Genomic DNA, 16,133 nt, shown 5'->3' with positions numbered 1-16,133 from the left:
TTGTTCAAGAATCTTTGGGAGGAGACAATTGCGTAGGTGTTCTGCGTAATTTTTCCGCCGCTCTAAGAATATTGAGCCAACAGTGGAACTAACAGACGACACCCGTTTACAGCCAAGCGCATCGGCCAATCGCCGTGCGCGTAACGGAGCGTTTCGGCCGCCTTGGTCGACAGAAATGCGAATAAGACATGCATGCACTTCATGCGCGGACTGCATTCGAAGCTGCCCGGAAGCGATCCTTGTCGCAGGGCCCGCAGGGACACCGGTAGTCGATTTTTCGCTTGGGGCTTGCACCTTCTGTGAAGCATGTGCTGCGGCCTGTGATGAAGATGTATTTGACCTATCTGAGCCACCTTGGCAGCTGAAAGCCGTACTGCAGAACACCTGCCTTCTACATCAGGGCGTGACGTGCCGGAGCTGCACCGACGTTTGTGAGATAAGCGCGCTCCGTTTTGATCTACACAGCGGGCCCGTTGGTCAGGTCAAGGTGGATGCCACCCGTTGTAATGGCTGTGGCGCATGCCTTTCGATGTGCCCCGTTTCGGCCATCACTCTTCAGACAATCCTCCCTAAAGAAAAGGCTATGGCATGAACATCTGCGGCTGCCTTGTGCACATTGATCCAAGCACGACCGGAGATGTTCGGTCCAAGCTTGAAGCTTTCAAGGGCGTCGAGGTGCACGCCGTTTCCAAGGACGGGCGATTTGTGGTTGTCGTGGAAGACACGGACCAACGGCGCGCCTCTGAGACCATCATGGAACTGCATCAGGTGCCCGGCGTGCTGTCGCTGACGCTGACCTATCATCACTTTGAAGAACACCCCGAAATCATACCACAACCCGCCGGAGGCCTTGCCCATGACCATCTCTGACTCCCGCCGAACCTTTTTGAAAGCCTCGGCTGTATCTGCGACTGCTGCGGCTGCAGGTATCCCACTTTCCGGATCAGGGGCCGTCGCACAGCAAGGCGCGCCGGACATTCGCTGGGACAAGGCGGCGTGTCGGTTTTGCGGCACCGGTTGTTCAGTTCTCGTCGGCACCAAAGAGGGGCGTGTCGTTGCGACCCAAGGTGATCCGAACGCGCCGGTCAACCGAGGTCTGAATTGTATCAAGGGCTATTTCCTATCGAAAATCATGTACGGCAAGGACCGGTTGACCCAGCCGATGCTGCGCAAAACCAACGGTGTCTACGATAAGAACGGCGAATTCGAACCTGTCAGCTGGGACGAAGCCTTCGACATTATGGCGCAGAAATGGAAAGAAGCGTTGGCCACGAAAGGCCCAACCAGTGTTGGGATGTTTGGCTCCGGTCAGTGGACAGTCTGGGAGGGTTACGCGGCCGCGAAACTGATGAAGGCAGGCTTCCGCTCCAATAACATTGACCCGAATGCGCGCCACTGTATGGCATCTGCCGTGGTCGGTTTCATTCGCGCCTTCGGCATTGATGAGCCAATGGGCTGTTATGACGATTTAGAAGCTGCGGACACTTTCGTTCTCTGGGGCTCTAACATGGCGGAAATGCACCCGATCCTTTGGTCGCGGCTTACCGACACGCGCCTGACCAAACCCGGTGCAGAGGTGCATGTTCTGTCGACCTACGAGCATCGCTCCTTTGAACTGGCTGACAATGGCATGGTGTTCACGCCGCAAACCGATCTGGCGATTTTGAACTACATCGCGAATTACATCATTCAGAACGGTGCCGTGAACGAAGAGTTCGTTTCAAAACACGTCAATTTCACCAAAACGGCCACCGATATTGGCTATGGCCTGCGCGATGAGCACCCGCTGCAGCAAGAAGCAGAAAATCCAAACTCCGGGGCGCTTGAGAAGATCAGTTTTGAAGAATACGCCAAAGCGGTTTCCGAATACACGCTTGAACGTGTCTCCGAGATGTCCGGTGTCCCAGCCGCTAAACTAGAGCGCCTCGCCCAGCAGTACGCAGACCCAAATCGCAAGGTCATGAGCCTTTGGACCATGGGATTCAACCAGCACACGCGTGGTTCTTGGGTGAACGGGTTGATGTACAACGTCCACCTATTGACCGGCAAAATTTCCGAACCCGGCAACTCTCCGTTCTCACTGACCGGCCAACCATCGGCCTGCGGCACTGCGCGTGAGGTGGGCACCTTCGCTCACCGCCTGCCAGCCGACATGGTTGTGATGAACGACAAGCACCGAGAGATCTGTGAAACCGCCTGGAACGTTCCCGCCGGCACCATTCCTGCAAAGCCCGGTTTCCACGCCGTTCTTCAAAACCGAAAGCTGAAAGACGGCGAATTGAACGCCTATTGGGTGCAGTGCAACAACAATATGCAAGCGGCACCTAATATCAACGAAGAAGGCCTTCCGGGCTATCGCAACCCAGAAAACTTCATTGCGGTCTCTGACCCATATCCAACGATTACAGCGACATCCGCAGATTTGATCCTGCCGACAGCCATGTGGGTGGAAAAAGAAGGCGCCTACGGGAATGCCGAGCGCCGGACACAGTTCTGGCGGCAGCAGGTTAAGGCTCCGGGTGAGGCAAAATCTGATCTCTGGCAACTGATGGAATTCTCAAAGCGCTTCACTGTCGAAGAAGCATGGGGCGAAGACCTTGTTGCTCAGAAGCCTGAGCTGGCAGGTAAAACGCTCTATGACGTGCTCTTTGCCAACGGCTCTGTCGACAGATACCCATTATCAGAAACCTACGATGGGTTTGACAACGACGAGTCCGAGCACTTCGGGTTCTATGTCCAAAAAGGCCTTTTCGAAGAATACGCGTCATTTGGACGGGGCCACGCCCACGACCTGGCGTCGTTTGACACCTATCACGAGGTCCCGGGCCTGCGCTGGCCTGTCGTTGATGGGAAAGAGACACGATACCGCTTCCGCGAAGGGCACGACCCCTATGTTCCCGAGGGCGAAGGCGTACGGTTTTACGGGAAGCCGGACGGCAAAGCGAATATCATCTTCGCGCCATACGAACCCGCTGCGGAAGAGCCTGATGAAGAGTTTGATCTTTGGCTCTGCACTGGGCGTGTGCTGGAACACTGGCACTCTGGCTCAATGACACGCCGTGTGCCTGAACTGCATAAATCGTTCCCATCTGCCGTTGTCTTCATGCACCCGGAAGACGCACGCGAGCGTGGGCTGCGACGCGGGCAAGAAATCACACTGTCGACGCGACGGGGCGAGGTCAACAGCCGCGTGGAAACCCGTGGGCGTAACAAAGTGCCACGCGGCCTGGTGTTCATGCCTTGGTTTGACGAAGGCCAATTGACCAACAAGCTGACGCTGGATGCGACCTGTCCGCTTTCAAAAGAAACCGACTTCAAAAAATGTGCCTGTAAAGTCGAGCGCGCGTGAGGTGTCCCATGTCTAAGAAACTGTTTTCCATGAGAAAGACCAAAGTTCTAGGAGCTGGCGTTCTTGCAGCAGCAATCACGTTGGCGGGCTTTGCCGTTGCGCAATCAGTGACCAATCTGCGCGGTGCCGATGTCGATGAGCCGGTTACAACAGCCGAAATCCCGGGCACCGTTGACCGACGGATGCAGCGCAACTACCGGCAACAGCCGCCGTTGATCCCGCATTCCATCGACCAGTACCAGATGGACCTTAAGGTGAACCAATGTCTCGCCTGCCACGACTGGACAAAAGCCGGTGAACGCGATGCACCAACCCTGTCGATGACCCACTATCTGGATCGCGATGGGGCGGAACTCGATCATATCGCGGGCACGCGCTACTTCTGTAACCAATGCCATGTGCCGCAAGCCGATGCTCTGCCGTTGGTCGATAATATTTTCCAACCATCCAGCACAGACTAAGCCCAAGCAAGAGGAGAGACTGTCATGGCAAATTCGTCTGACAAACAAAATCGTCTGCAGCGGCTTTGGACGTGGTTTTGGAGTCCAGCAGCCGTCTTAAGCGTTGGCTTCACCCTGATTGCGGGCTTTTTGGCCGGAATCCTGTTCTGGGGCGGTTTCCACTGGTCGCTCGAGATGACCAATACCGAGGAGTTCTGCGTCTCTTGCCATACGATGGAAACCAACCTTGGTGAATATCGCGAAACAGTCCACTACAACAATCATTCCGGCGTCCGCGCCATCTGTTCTGATTGCCACGTGCCCAAAGAATGGCAGCATAAGGTGCAAGCCAAGATTGTGGCCGTGAAGGACGTTTACCACGAAGCCATCGGTAGCATATCTACACCTGAAAAATACGAAGAGCGACGGCTAAAGATGGCAGCCGCTGTCTGGAAGAAAATGAAGGCCAGCGATAGCCGCGAATGCCGAAACTGCCATGAGTTCGAATACATGGATTTCACGATTCAAGAGCGGCGCGCCGCAGCTGAACACCAACGCGCGATTGACACAGGTATGACCTGTATCGATTGCCACCAAGGCATCGCGCATAGCTTACCCACTGGATATCAAGAAGAATATCAAAAGATTTCAGAGGCGCTGGGGGTGCCCAAACTGGGTGAGGAGATGACCTTTTCCGAGGCCAAAAGCGACGAAATCAGGACCTATCTGGATCAATAAGAACAAAGAAGGGGCAAGAGATGTTGCAAATATTGGGTATGATCGGCGCAAACATGCTGAGCCTTCCGGGCATCCTCGGTCTGGCATTCGGCATGATGACGAGGAAATGGGGTTTTGCCGCATTGGGCGGCGCGCTCATTGGGCTTCTCGAAGCATTATTATTTGCGAAATTTGACTTTAGCCAAATTGATGCCATCGAGATGGTGATTTCTATCTTGATCGGTATCATTGCGTGCCTTGTTGGCTGTGCGATCCGCCGTAAGGGCGTTTTGATTTGACTGCCGGTATGCGTTGGCGGTGCATTGAACCCTGGACCTACCACGTTTTTGTACCGCCCCTGCTACTCAATTAGGCCGCTTTTCGTTCGAAGGCAAAGAGCGTCTACGGCCCAATGGTGAATGCTTTCGCCGCGGATTGTAGAACCCTTTGACGCAATGGAAGATAGCCATCACGGCTCCGTGACGCGTCGGCCACGAATGTTCCGCAGCATCTCAACCCTGATCGTCTTGAAGAAAGTTTGAACCCACGTGGCATCATAGCGATTGCCATTGTTTCTTATCGACTTCGGGGAGCCGTGTTGGCGCAGGATCCTCTGGTAAACGTGCGAACAATATTGGCGACCGCAATCCAAATAGAGGATGCAGACCTAGGGTGGTCGGTGCTACGTGATAGCCATTCTCAACATCCGGATCGCTATGTCGCGTTTCATTGGGTAGCTGCCAGCCCATCCGAGGACACGTCGGGAATTTCGATGAATGGTAACCGCCATATACTGCCCTGCCCCAATATCAGACAATGTGCTGCAATTGGTCCTCGTCCTTATCAGTGAACGCTGCATTTGGACCTGCAGTTCATTAGACCTACGAAGGTCAGACCGCAGTCCGCTGTTTGCTATTGAGCACGAGATCTAAAAACTCTTGCAAAATCTGCGACTGGTTTCGGTCTCTGCGCCAGATCGCCATGATTGGAGTCGAAAAGCCGAAAACATCGGGTAGAACTTCTAAAAATTGAAACTGCGCCGTGTGTTTACAGTGCGCAGGGAAGAATCCGAGGTACAAACCAAAGCCAACGAGCGCCATAACAGCTTCTGTTTGATAGGCGACTGTTCCCACAGGAAAATGCTGTTTCAGGGCGCGCAGCCGGTCGCTTTCAAAATAGCCACGGTGGACCAAAGCGTGTTTCGTAACTTGGCTTTCGGAAATATCCTCCCCCGCTTGGAGTTTCGCAGCAATCGGGTGATTGGCCGCGCAATAAAGACCAACTTCTTCATCATAAAGCTCTGCGTAATTCAGACTTGGATGTCTTTGATAATCTGGGACGATCCCGATGTGCAGTTTTCCGTCCATGACTCCCCGTTCAACCTCGGTCGGTGTACCGGTCATCAGGCTGACATTGACTTCTGGGGCGCGTTCCCGAAACGCACTAATCGCAGGGACAAGCGGATTACGTGTATCGATCACTGTATAATCGATCATGCCAATGTTGATTTGCCCCACCAGTTCGTTGTTGATTGCAGCGATATTGGTGGAGAATTCCTCTGCGGCGGCAAGCAGGCGATCGATATGTTCAAGCGCCAGCTCACCTTGTTGCGTCAACGAAAAACCTCCGCGGCCACGGTGGCACAAACGTATGCCCAATCGGGTTTCCAAATCGGACAGTTGGCGTGAGATTGTCGACGCCCCGACACCCAATTCGATCTGAGCCGCCGAAAGGCCAGAACACTCAATTACGGTTCTAAAAACCCGCATCAGCTTCAGGTCAGCTTCGGTTACATTCCCTGAAAATATCCGTTTTCTTCGTGCCAACTCGACCTCCGATTTTACTTGCGATCTAATGCAATTAAATTTGCCTCATTTCCAGTTTATAAAACCATCGACTTCTTGGAAACAGAAAGAAGCAACGGAAAGGGGTGAGTTTTTGACAGATAAGACCAAAAAACTGGAAGATCTGAGAGCACAGTTTGCGGAAGCAGATGGAGGCACGATTTTCACACCTAAATATCAACGCATCGCGGATCAAATCTTTTCCGAAGGCGGTCGTCGTCCTGCCCCTTACGCGGGGATCCCAACTTTGCTGGATGCACCTCAGAAACCTGTAGAAACGATACAAGATCTGCAAGTCGCACTGTTCGGCGTCCCCATGGACTTGGGCGTCACAAACCGCAACGGAGCACGGTTTGGTCCACGTGCCTTGCGCGCGATTGAACGCGTTGGACCCTACAATGATGCCCTTGAAACCGCACCGCTGCATGAAATGGCGGTGGCGGATATCGGCGATGTTCCCTTTCGCAGCCGGTTCGATCTGGCTCAAAGCCATGAAGATATTGAAGCCTTCGCCCGAAACATCGTCACGCAGCACGTCTTGCCCATGGCGGTGGGGGGCGATCATTCGATTACCCATCCCATCCTGCGTGCCGTTGGCGCCGAAGGGCCTGTCGGCATGATCCATATCGATGCACATTGCGACACAGGTGGCTCTTACGAGGGTGAAAAGTTTCACCACGGCGGCCCTTTTCGCAACGCCGTGCTTGATGGGGTCCTAGACCCTGAGCGGACCATTCAAATCGGCATTCGCGGTGCAGCAGGTTACATCTGGGAGTTTTCGACTCTGTCAGGCATGACCGTCATTGAAGCCAAAGATATTACCGAAGAACGCCTGCCCGAGATTGTCGCTTTGGCGCGTGATGTTGTGGGTGATGGCCCCACCTATCTATCTTTTGACATTGATAGCCTTGATCCGGCATTTGCGCCTGGAACAGGCACGCCCGAAGTCGGCGGACTAACCCCGCGCGAAGCCATGAAATTGATCCGTGGCTTCAAAGGAGTGAACTTTGTGGGCGCAGATGTCGTCGAAGTCGCCCCTGCCTATGACGCCACGTCCAATACCGCTCAGAACGGGGCTCAAATGCTGTTTGAGATCCTGAGCCTTATGCAATTTTCCCCCTCCCTTCCTAAGAAATAAAAGGACTAAGTATGACAATCACGCGTATTGAACCTGACACGCGCATGAGCCAGATTGTGATACATAAGGACATGATCTACCTCGCCGGTCAGATTGGCGAAGGCCCTGATGTGACCGCGCAGACCACCTCGATGCTCGCTGAGGTGGACCGCCTGCTGGCTGAGGCGGGCAGCAGTAAATCCAACATCCTGCAGGCCCAAATCTGGCTGTCAGACATCGGAACTGTTGGTGAGATGAACGCGGTATGGGATGCATGGATTGACCCAGAGAATCCACCCGCGCGCGCCTGTGTCGAAAGCAGACTGGTCGCGCCCGAGTTTTTGGTTGAAGTCATGATCGTTGCGACCAAAGATTAAGCCATGGTGCTTACGTTAAACGCACAGCAAACAGCAGCGGCTCTGCCTATGGGGCCGCTGATTGATGCAATCGGTGAGCTTTTTCAGGCTGGCTGCGAGATGCCGGTGCGCCATCATCACTCGTTTGAAATTCCCGGCGAAGAGGCCGGCACGTTGCTGTTGATGCCGGCTTGGAAAGTTGGTGATCATCTTGGGGTCAAGATGGTAAACGTAGTGCCAGGCAATGGCGACCGCGGTCTTCCCGCGATTTCCGGTGTCTATATCCTGAGCTGCGCCAAGACGGGCGCTATTCAAGCCATACTCGATGGCGCTGAACTGACCGCTCGGCGCACTGCCGCGGCCTCTGCGTTGGCTGCACGATATCTGGCACGAAAAGATGCACGTAAACTATTGATTGTAGGCGCGGGTGCGCTGGCACCGCACTTGATTGAGGCGCATTCAATTGGGACCCGTTTCGAAGAGATTTCGATTTGGGCGCGTCGTCCCGAGCAGTCTCACGCGGTGGCAGCCAAAGCCAGGGCCAATGGATTTCCGGCCACAGCCGTAACAGCTTTGGAGCCTGCGGCGCGTGAAGCCGACCTAATCTCATGCTGTACCTTGTCGCGAAAACCCTTGATTTTAGGGGACTGGCTTGCGCCGGGCGTACATCTGGATTTGATTGGCGCATTCAAAAGGGACATGCGCGAAACCGACGATTCAGCCGTCCGCAAAGCCACCGTTTTTGCAGATACCTTTGATGGCGTTTTCGCAGAGGGAGGCGACATTTTGCAACCGCTTGCCGCTGGTGCAATTCACAAGGACCATGTGAAGGCCGACTTATACGATTTGTGCCGCGGCGCGCACCCTGGTCGCGTGTCGGATCAAGAAATCACTTTGTTCAAATCTGTTGGTGCTGCACTTGAAGATTTGGCTGGCGCAATGCTGGCCTATCAGACTTTGGCAGGCTGACCCCAGCCAAAGTCTTTGATCTTCTCAGGCGGAAAACACCGTAATCCGCTCTTTTTCGAACGCCAATGACACGTTGTCGCCGACCCGAGGAGAAAGGGCGTTTGAATTTCCGCGAACGCGGATTTCGTGCCCCTGCGCTTGCACAAGCCACTCTGTTATTGGGCCCAAGTCGCGGGCAAATGACACGGTGCCAATCCCGCCGTTTTCCACCTTTTGCAGCGATATCGCCTCGGACCGTATAGCGGCCTGCAAAGGGCAACCAGGTGACTGATCTACAGAGACACCAGTATCAACGCCCAGCACGTCTAGCGTTTTGCGATTGCTGCTGACACCGGGCAAGATATTGGCAGAGCCGATAAAGTCCGCGACAAACGGACTGGACGGGTTTTGATACACTTCACTTGGCGCGGCTGTCTGCTGCACAATACCTTCGCTCAGCACAACCAGTTCGTCCGCCAGCATCATTGCCTCTGTTTGGTCATGGGTCACCAAAACCGTCGTCACACCAAAGCTCTGCTGGAGACGGCGCAGCTCGATCTGCATACTATCGCGCAGCTTTGCATCGAGCGCCGACAGGGGCTCATCAAGTAAGAACAATTTTGGTCGGATCGCCAAGGCCCTTGCAATCGCCACACGCTGGCGCTGACCGCCTGAGAGCGCCGAAACAGGCCGGTCTGCAATGTGAGGCAGATCGATTACATTCAACAGCTCCTCGACGCGATCTTTCTGCTCTTGCGTGCTCGCTTTGCGCAACTTCAGCCCGTAGGCGATATTTTGTGCTACCGACATATGCGGAAATAGGGCGAGCGATTGAAACACCATCCCAAACCCGCGTTTGTGTGGAGCGAGGGCTGTGATGTCTGCCCCATCCAGCAACAGTCGCCCCCTGGTCGCTTGCTCAAACCCGGCGATTATCCGCAGCAAAGTGGTCTTGCCGCAGCCAGAAGGTCCCAGAAGGCAGACAAAGGTGCCTCGGTCCACCTTTAGATCAATGTTCGAAAGCGCCTGTACATCGCCAAATGATTTGGAAACGCCCTCAATGTGAAGATGAGTATCGGTCATTGATAAGACCCTTTCAAAAGAGATTGCCTTTGCCTGCAATCAGCTTGTCGACCAAGACAATCAGCAGAACATCGGCAGCGATTATGAAAACCGAAAGCGCAAGCGTGGAAGGATCCAGCGACGACACGGTGCGGCTGTACATCCAGATCGGCAGTGTATTCACGTCGATTGTGTACATGAAGAAGGTGATCGTGAACTCGTTAAAGCTAATGATGAGCGCAAAGATAAGACCGGCCAAAATCCCCGCCTTCATCAAGGGAATCACGACATCCCAAATCGCGCGCATCGGCGAAGCACCGAGAGAGATAGCGGCCTCTTCGAGTTCCACGCTGATGCCGTTCATTGCGCTTAGACAATTGCGCAGCACAAACGGAAGTACGAGAGCCACGTGGGGGATGGCTATGCGCCAAATACCCAGTTCCAAAGCGAGACTCTCTGCGATCAACAGAAAGGCAATCCCGAGCATCACAAGAGGAAACACCAATGGTAAGGTGAACAACAGTTCCATCCCTGCGCGCACCTTGCGCTGACCGCGCGCTAGCGCATAGGCCAGCGGAATACAGACGCCGGTGGAAATCACCATAACAATCGTCGCAACCACCAGGCTTGTGATAGTGGAATCCACCACCGACTGTGCACTGGATGGGTCGTCGCTCGTAAACAACTGCAACACGTCACCATACCAGCGCAGCGAATAAGAGCTTGGGGGGAAACCTGAAGTGTCAGTCGCGGAAAACGACATGATGGTGACCACCAAGACCGGCAGGGCTGACACCAGAATTCCAACCACGGCCAAGGCCAACATCACAAAGCGATAGCTGCCGCCATGTTCGGTGGGAAGAAGCGCAACACGCATAGGCTAACCTTTCGTCTTTTCTGTCGTGACCCGCACCAACCAAGCCGAGGTGACCAAAACCAACAGCGTCATCAGGATCAAGATCATCCCCGCCGCCGCCGCGCCGGACCAGTTGAACAACGGAGAGATCATGTCGCGAATGGCCACCCCCAACATCTGCACACGACGTCCGCCCAAGAGCAGCGGGATGGCAAATGCACTGGCATTAAAGGCAAACACAATGGATCCCGCCCCCACCAATGCAGGGCGCAGCAAGGGCAGCGTGACATCTTTTAGAACGCGCCAATTGTTGGCCCCCAACGAACTTGCGGCCTCTAGATGTTCGCGAGAGATGCCGCGTACAGCGCTGACAATGGGAAAGACGGCCAAAGGCAACGAGGTCTGGATCAAGCCAAGCAAAACGCCAGTTTCGTTAAAGAGCAAAAACAGTGGGCGCTCAATCAGCCCGAGTGACTGCAGTACCTTGTTCAGCGCACCAGACGGACCAAGCAGCAAGGTCCAGCCATAGGCCTGCACCAGCAGGTTCAGGATCATAGGCAGCAGGATGGTAACGGTCAGTAGGCGTCGCGTCAGCGGAGAGGTGAGGCTGGTCAGTAGGAATGCCAAAGGCACCGCCATGAACATCACCGCAATGGTTGCAATCAGCGCGAGCCTTAACGTGAGCCACACTGAACGCCCGAAAAATGGCGTCATTAGGTCTTGGTAGGCACGGATTGAGAAGCCTTCGATCGCGGTGCTCTCCCCTGAAAGGGAAAACCGCAGGATAAATACACAAGCCACCAGAAACGGCAGCAAGGCAATGAAAGCAGGCGCTGCGAACGCATACGCCTGCCATGTCTTCAGAGTTGTCGTCGACATCTATTCACTCAGAGTACACGTCATGAAAGAGTCTGCTGATACTTACTGATCCATTGTTCACGTACGTCGGCGATAAACGTTTTGTCGTGCACCACGGCCTTATCACTCAACTGTTCAGGCTTTACGATGAATGGGCTGGCTTTGGCTGCTTCGCTCATAACGGCTTCCTGGTTGATCGGACCGTTCAGAACGGCCTCGGCCATAACACCCTGAACTTTAGCGTCGAGCGTGTAGTTGATGAAGGCATGCACAGCGTCATCCGCACCGGGCTTTTCCTTTGGCATGATGGTGTACATCAGATCGGCAAAGAAGCCTTCTTCGACGTCATAGGTTGCGCCCATATTAGACTGCTCTGAATTGGCGAGTTCTTTAGCAAAGAAGGCTGGCGCATAAACGCCACCGATGTCCAGCGCGTCAGAGCGGAACAGCTCTGACAACTGCGCAGGGTTTTCGCCAAATGTCAGGATATTGCTGCGCAACTCTGCAAGTTTGGCAAAGGCCTCTTCGCTGTTTGTGCCATCGCCGCCAATCATCTTGCCGGTTGCATAAATCGTGTCCAGCGCATCGGTCCAGGTCGCAGGTGGCAGGAACAAGCGGCCATTGTAGGACGCATCCCACATCTCGGCATAAGATTTTGGTGGCTCTTTAAAGGTCTTGGTGTTGTAGATCAGCCCGCCAGTCCAAAGGAGATATCCAATGCCGTGACCATCGGCACCCGTACGGAAACGCGGATCAACCTTAGCGAGGTTCGGCAATTGATTCAGGTCGGGTTTGGCCAGCAGCCCGTCGCCCGCCAGTTCAACCGCGCCGACACCTGCAAGCGTGATCACGTCATACTGCGCTCGGCCGCCAGACGCCCGCAGTTTGGCAACCATCTCAGAGGTTGAGCCCGTGCGATCCGCAATCACCCGAGCGCCGGTCATTTCCTCAAACGGTTTGGCAATATTTTCCAGGATCGCGAGACCGGTATTGTCCGACCAGGTCAGTAGGCGGATTTCTTTGCCAGAAAGGCTACCGCTGGCATTTAGGATGGAAGGTGCCGCCAAAGCCGCAGCCGCACCTGCGCCGGTCTTAAGAAGGCCGCGTCTTGTTAGAGTGTATTTCACGTCCGAAACTCCTGTTGGGTTGCTGGTTTTTTGTTTTCGACGCCATTCGAGAGCAAAAGTTAACTTGAGAAAATTGCAAATAAACGAAGATAACTTGCGGAATTAAGCAATGTTCTAGCGACGCTATTTTTCTTAGCAGACAACAGGCCTTTCGCTGAATTTTTGCGCGAAATAACGAGAAATGCGGCGGTATCGGAAAGCCGAACGCGCTGAGTTGTGATTGATGCTATTTGCTTGGGGTTCATGCAGGAGACTGATTTCCTGTGATAGTGCAGGTTGGCAGTCTACGGTTGCACTTTGCGAGGCTCAGCCGTTCTAGATGCGCAGCGTTGTTCCGCACTATTTCCGATTCCTTTGCGCAAGTCCGAGCCAAAGAATCTGTCTCTATCGTGCCGTCGCGTGGAACTGACCACATCATACGAAATGGAACAATGTAGTCATTGGAGCAGTCGCCGCGAAAAAGGCGCTGCGTCTGCTTTGGAGTCTAATACCTGACGACGGACATCTTCGCCACGCAGGCCATCCAGCACGATCCGGATCTTCTCTTCAGATGAATAGTGTTTGCGCGTGGCGCGCTTGATGTCTTTGACGATCTTCTCGCCGGGGCTCTTCGTTGTCTTTCTCATCTTCCACTCCTCGGTGGATACGATGAGCAACAAACACTCTCTTAGCAAATAACGCTATTTGGACCCATAGGCGCTGACGTCAGACAGATCAGAGGTGCTGGGACTGCAGTGAAAGAAATGACCGCGAGTCCATTCTCGCGCATATCGTCGAACACGATAGTCACGACATCTCGCCGAAAACGCCTCAACTATCTGGTCTGCCGCAATCCCGTTCAACCGCACTAACGCACGCAGCACATGTCCGGTGGCAGACTGCGCCTTAAGCGCTGGAAGTTCTTGAAACGTGAGATCCGCAAAGGCGGCCGCGACGGTGAGATGACTTATCGGTTCGGCATTTCGCCCGCCGAGAAACCTTACCAGAATCTGGAAACCCCGCTTGTTGTCGGATTGATCAGCTCGGAATGCTGCCAATAGTAGACCGGCATTCACCGAAAGAACCCCGCAGCCCTGCACCGCCAAGTCCATCATGCTCTTGGCATGTTGCTCCGTGTCGATGGCTTCGACCTCGAGCAGTTGATCCAATAGCGCATCGATCCCGACTGCATTCAAGCCCGCGATCTCACGCGCAACCTGTCGGAACCGAAGATCGAGGGACAACACTGTTCCGCCCTCGCGGGTTGCCACGGACACGGTGTCAAACTGATCTCCTAGGAGATCAGCCATCTGCCGAACCTGCGTGTCTTCGAACTCGGGTATTCCAATGCCGACCGAAGTCACGCCTTCATCAATTCTTGCTACAACTTCATCGATTTCCGCTCGCATCGAGTTGCGCGCGTCTTCGGTGTGATCCGTGCGAACGATGCGGTCACCCTCCGAGTGCAACGTCATCGATTCCGAGGCTGCTTCCCCGATACGCTCGGACCATGCGCGCAATTCATCGATTGCGGAAACAGGAATCAGGACGCCTCCAAACGTGTTCGCGACACAGGTAAGAAGATCCAATTTCGCGAGTACCCATGCCGTGATGCTATCAAGTACGAGCGGACCACAATCGTCCTTTCCGAGAGGGAGACGTTCGACCTCCCTATCATGCGGATGGCCGGTCGCGATAAAGAGTGTATTGCCCGACTGCCCCAAGCTGAAAGCAATCTCCGGAAGACTCGCAGGCGACATTTGGGCCAACGCACCAAGAGGAAGCGGATGCTCGCGGTATTTTGCGAAGAGCTGTTCGACAAATGATCCTCTTTCGCGAATGACATCGAGGATCGGTTCGATATCGCCATCGATCATCCTCATAAATTGAAAAGCGCGCTGTTCCGGGAAGCGAGCTTGGAAGGACGTTGTAAGCCTGTGAAAGAGGTGGAGTGCTTTGGGCTTGATCTCCGCCACCGTCCATTCAGATGGTTTCAAGCCTGTATCGGTTGTAAACACATTTCCGACTGACTGGCCTACCGCCGCAGCAACGATTGCGTTTGTTGCGTTAAAATGCTGCCGCGCTTGGTCCTCTTCTTCCGCCACGACGAATTCGAACGGGTCACCATCGGGCCGTGTAAGGCTCACCCATGCTCCACGTTCGACAACGCCATGTTGAGGAAGCTCCGGAGCGCGGTCATCAAACGCATCCATCAGCATCATCCCGAAGAACGCCAGGCAAACCTCTGGATTATCCTCATTGTGCGTTACGACTTCATAGGCTTGCTCGAGGACATCCGCACGTCCACGGCGCCATAGGAGTTGAATGAGTTTCAGTTGGTCGCTTGGCTCGCCATTCAGGTCTTCGACTACGACCGCATCAAGAAGTTCGTCCGCCCTTCGTCTCTGATTGGAGCGCCTAAAGCTTGCCAGAGCGCCAAGATGATGCACGCGTTGGTCAGCTCTAGGTTCAGAGCGCGTCTGAACCATGGAACGGCCTCCCGTGGCTTTCCGAGCGCGACGAAGAAGTGGCCTCCGGCCCGTTGAAGATCTACGTCGCCATCAGCGTAGCGACGCAGCTGAGAGAAGAAGGTTTCTCCGGACTGCCTAGGTTTCGACACGCGCGCATGGGCAACCGCTAGTCGAAAGCGCTCGTGTCCAGGCAACTGAGGGTCGACGTGCCCATCGAGAAGGTCGATCACGTCTTCTTGCCAATCCAGCTTTGCGGCGGCTTCCGCGAGTTGAAGCCTCAGGAATCTGCTGTCCGGCGGACCCATATCCAGGGCTCGCCGAACGAGATCCGCGGCGACATCGTCCATGCCGGCTCGTTTGCAGAGCAGGCTCGTCGTCAGCATTGATGCGGCATCCTTGAGCCCTTCAGCGATTGCAAGGATTGCTTCAGCATCATTCGACTGAGACGCCTCAATCGCTCCGAGCACCTCGAGAAGGGTGTCCACCGGAATCTCGGAGGGACGTTCGATGTCTTCCGCGTTCATCTCGACGACTGAGATGGCTTCGGCCCAATCGCGTTCTCGAATGGCCCACTCCAACTGCATGATGGCCTTGTCTTCAAATGGCAGCTGAAAGACGCGATCCAGTATGTCTTCACAACCAAGGTCCAGCGCCACTGGACCTGTCGCGTTTTTGTGCCGCCCCATGTGCTCGTTTAGGCTACTTTCCGTTCGAAAGCGACCGGGCTTTTCCAGCCCAATGCTGAGTGCCGCCGGCGCGAGTTATAGAACCCGTTAATGTATTCGAAAATTGCCATTTCGGCCTGCCGCCTCGTTTCCCATGAACGCCGCCAGATCAGTTCAGCTTTGATGGTCTTGAAGAAAGTCTCGACTGCCGCATTGTCGTAACAATTTCCCTTGCCTGACATCGACACTTTGAACCCATTTTGGCGCAAGATCTTCTGATAATCGTGAGAACAATATTGCGATCCGCGATCCGTATGATGGATGCAGCCCTTCGGCGGCGAGCG

Annotated in this window: 18 protein-coding genes; 9 read left to right on the top strand and 9 right to left on the bottom strand. The window is 54.5% G+C overall.

Annotated elements, in window-relative coordinates:
• Positions 1-82 precede the first annotated feature (82 nt).
• The 6 genes from napF to BUA39_RS13570 are packed head-to-tail and all read left to right on the top strand — an operon-like array spanning position 83 to position 4,805.
• Positions 83-592, top strand: a complete 510-nt coding sequence (napF, locus tag BUA39_RS17105) for a ferredoxin-type protein NapF (protein WP_072793767.1) — start codon at positions 83-85, stop codon at positions 590-592.
• On the top strand, positions 589-870 hold the full coding sequence (locus tag BUA39_RS13590) for a chaperone NapD (protein WP_072793766.1): 282 nt from the start codon (positions 589-591) through the stop codon (positions 868-870). Before napF ends, BUA39_RS13590 begins: the two co-directional genes overlap by 4 nt.
• A complete protein-coding gene (napA, locus tag BUA39_RS13585; protein WP_072793765.1) occupies positions 857-3,349 on the top strand; it encodes a nitrate reductase catalytic subunit NapA in 2,493 nt (830 codons plus the stop codon). Before BUA39_RS13590 ends, napA begins: the two co-directional genes overlap by 14 nt.
• A 29-nt stretch (positions 3,350-3,378) precedes the next feature.
• Complete coding sequence (locus tag BUA39_RS13580; RefSeq protein WP_084605002.1) at positions 3,379-3,810, top strand: nitrate reductase cytochrome c-type subunit; 432 nt, start codon at positions 3,379-3,381, stop codon at positions 3,808-3,810.
• Between the two features lie 24 nt (positions 3,811-3,834).
• Positions 3,835-4,527, top strand: coding sequence for a NapC/NirT family cytochrome c (locus BUA39_RS13575; RefSeq protein WP_072793763.1), 693 nt, complete (start codon positions 3,835-3,837; stop codon positions 4,525-4,527).
• Positions 4,528-4,547: 20 nt separating this feature from the next.
• Entirely contained in the window at positions 4,548-4,805 is a 258-nt protein-coding gene (locus BUA39_RS13570) for a hypothetical protein (RefSeq protein WP_072793762.1), read from the top strand.
• A gap of 591 nt (positions 4,806-5,396) precedes the next feature.
• Here the strand turns inward: BUA39_RS13570 and BUA39_RS13565 are convergent.
• The gene (locus tag BUA39_RS13565; RefSeq protein ID WP_072793761.1) at positions 5,397-6,275 is read right to left on the bottom strand and encodes a LysR family transcriptional regulator; all 879 of its coding nucleotides are present in this window, start codon (positions 6,273-6,275) and stop codon (positions 5,397-5,399) included.
• Between the two features lie 169 nt (positions 6,276-6,444).
• On the opposite strand from BUA39_RS13565, the gene speB reads away from it, so the two are divergent.
• The 3 genes from speB to lhpI are packed head-to-tail and all read left to right on the top strand — an operon-like array spanning position 6,445 to position 8,792.
• A complete protein-coding gene (gene speB, locus BUA39_RS13560) occupies positions 6,445-7,488 on the top strand; it encodes an agmatinase (RefSeq protein WP_072793899.1) in 1,044 nt (347 codons plus the stop codon).
• Between the two features lie 11 nt (positions 7,489-7,499).
• Positions 7,500-7,844, top strand: a complete 345-nt coding sequence (locus BUA39_RS13555; RefSeq protein ID WP_072793760.1) for a RidA family protein — start codon at positions 7,500-7,502, stop codon at positions 7,842-7,844.
• Positions 7,845-7,847: 3 nt separating this feature from the next.
• Positions 7,848-8,792 carry a bifunctional Delta(1)-pyrroline-2-carboxylate/Delta(1)-piperideine-2-carboxylate reductase gene (lhpI, locus tag BUA39_RS13550; RefSeq protein ID WP_242648605.1) on the top strand — a complete coding sequence of 315 codons (945 nt, stop codon included), beginning with the start codon at positions 7,848-7,850 and terminating at the stop codon, positions 8,790-8,792.
• Positions 8,793-8,816: 24 nt separating this feature from the next.
• Here lhpI and BUA39_RS13545 read toward each other — a convergent pair whose 3' ends face one another.
• From BUA39_RS13545 to BUA39_RS13510, 8 genes are all read right to left on the bottom strand, one after another.
• Positions 8,817-9,854: an ABC transporter ATP-binding protein gene (locus tag BUA39_RS13545; RefSeq protein WP_072793759.1), complete on the bottom strand. Its 1,038-nt coding sequence runs from the start codon at positions 9,852-9,854 to the stop codon at positions 8,817-8,819.
• Positions 9,855-9,867: 13 nt separating this feature from the next.
• Complete coding sequence (locus BUA39_RS13540) at positions 9,868-10,710, bottom strand: ABC transporter permease (protein ID WP_072793758.1); 843 nt, start codon at positions 10,708-10,710, stop codon at positions 9,868-9,870.
• Between the two features lie 3 nt (positions 10,711-10,713).
• Complete coding sequence (locus BUA39_RS13535; RefSeq protein WP_072793757.1) at positions 10,714-11,568, bottom strand: ABC transporter permease; 855 nt, start codon at positions 11,566-11,568, stop codon at positions 10,714-10,716.
• Positions 11,569-11,588: 20 nt separating this feature from the next.
• Positions 11,589-12,674: an ABC transporter substrate-binding protein gene (locus BUA39_RS13530; protein WP_072793756.1), complete on the bottom strand. Its 1,086-nt coding sequence runs from the start codon at positions 12,672-12,674 to the stop codon at positions 11,589-11,591.
• Positions 12,675-13,111: 437 nt separating this feature from the next.
• Positions 13,112-13,300, bottom strand: coding sequence for a hypothetical protein (locus tag BUA39_RS13525; RefSeq protein ID WP_072793755.1), 189 nt, complete (start codon positions 13,298-13,300; stop codon positions 13,112-13,114).
• 54 nt (positions 13,301-13,354) lie between these two features.
• Positions 13,355-14,413, bottom strand: a complete 1,059-nt coding sequence (locus BUA39_RS17070) for a PIN domain-containing protein (protein WP_341349556.1) — start codon at positions 14,411-14,413, stop codon at positions 13,355-13,357.
• A 608-nt stretch (positions 14,414-15,021) separates the two neighbouring features.
• Positions 15,022-15,780, bottom strand: a complete 759-nt coding sequence (locus BUA39_RS17065) for a tetratricopeptide repeat protein (RefSeq protein ID WP_341349552.1) — start codon at positions 15,778-15,780, stop codon at positions 15,022-15,024.
• A gap of 38 nt (positions 15,781-15,818) precedes the next feature.
• A partial coding sequence (locus BUA39_RS13510; RefSeq protein ID WP_165610528.1) for an integrase core domain-containing protein occupies positions 15,819-16,133 on the bottom strand: 315 nt, incomplete at its 5' end.

This window comes from Cognatishimia maritima, assembly GCF_900129685.1.
GTDB lineage: Bacteria > Pseudomonadota > Alphaproteobacteria > Rhodobacterales > Rhodobacteraceae > Cognatishimia > Cognatishimia maritima.
The sequence above is the reverse complement of the archived record's forward strand: the minus strand, read 5'-3'. Positions and strand labels throughout refer to the sequence as shown.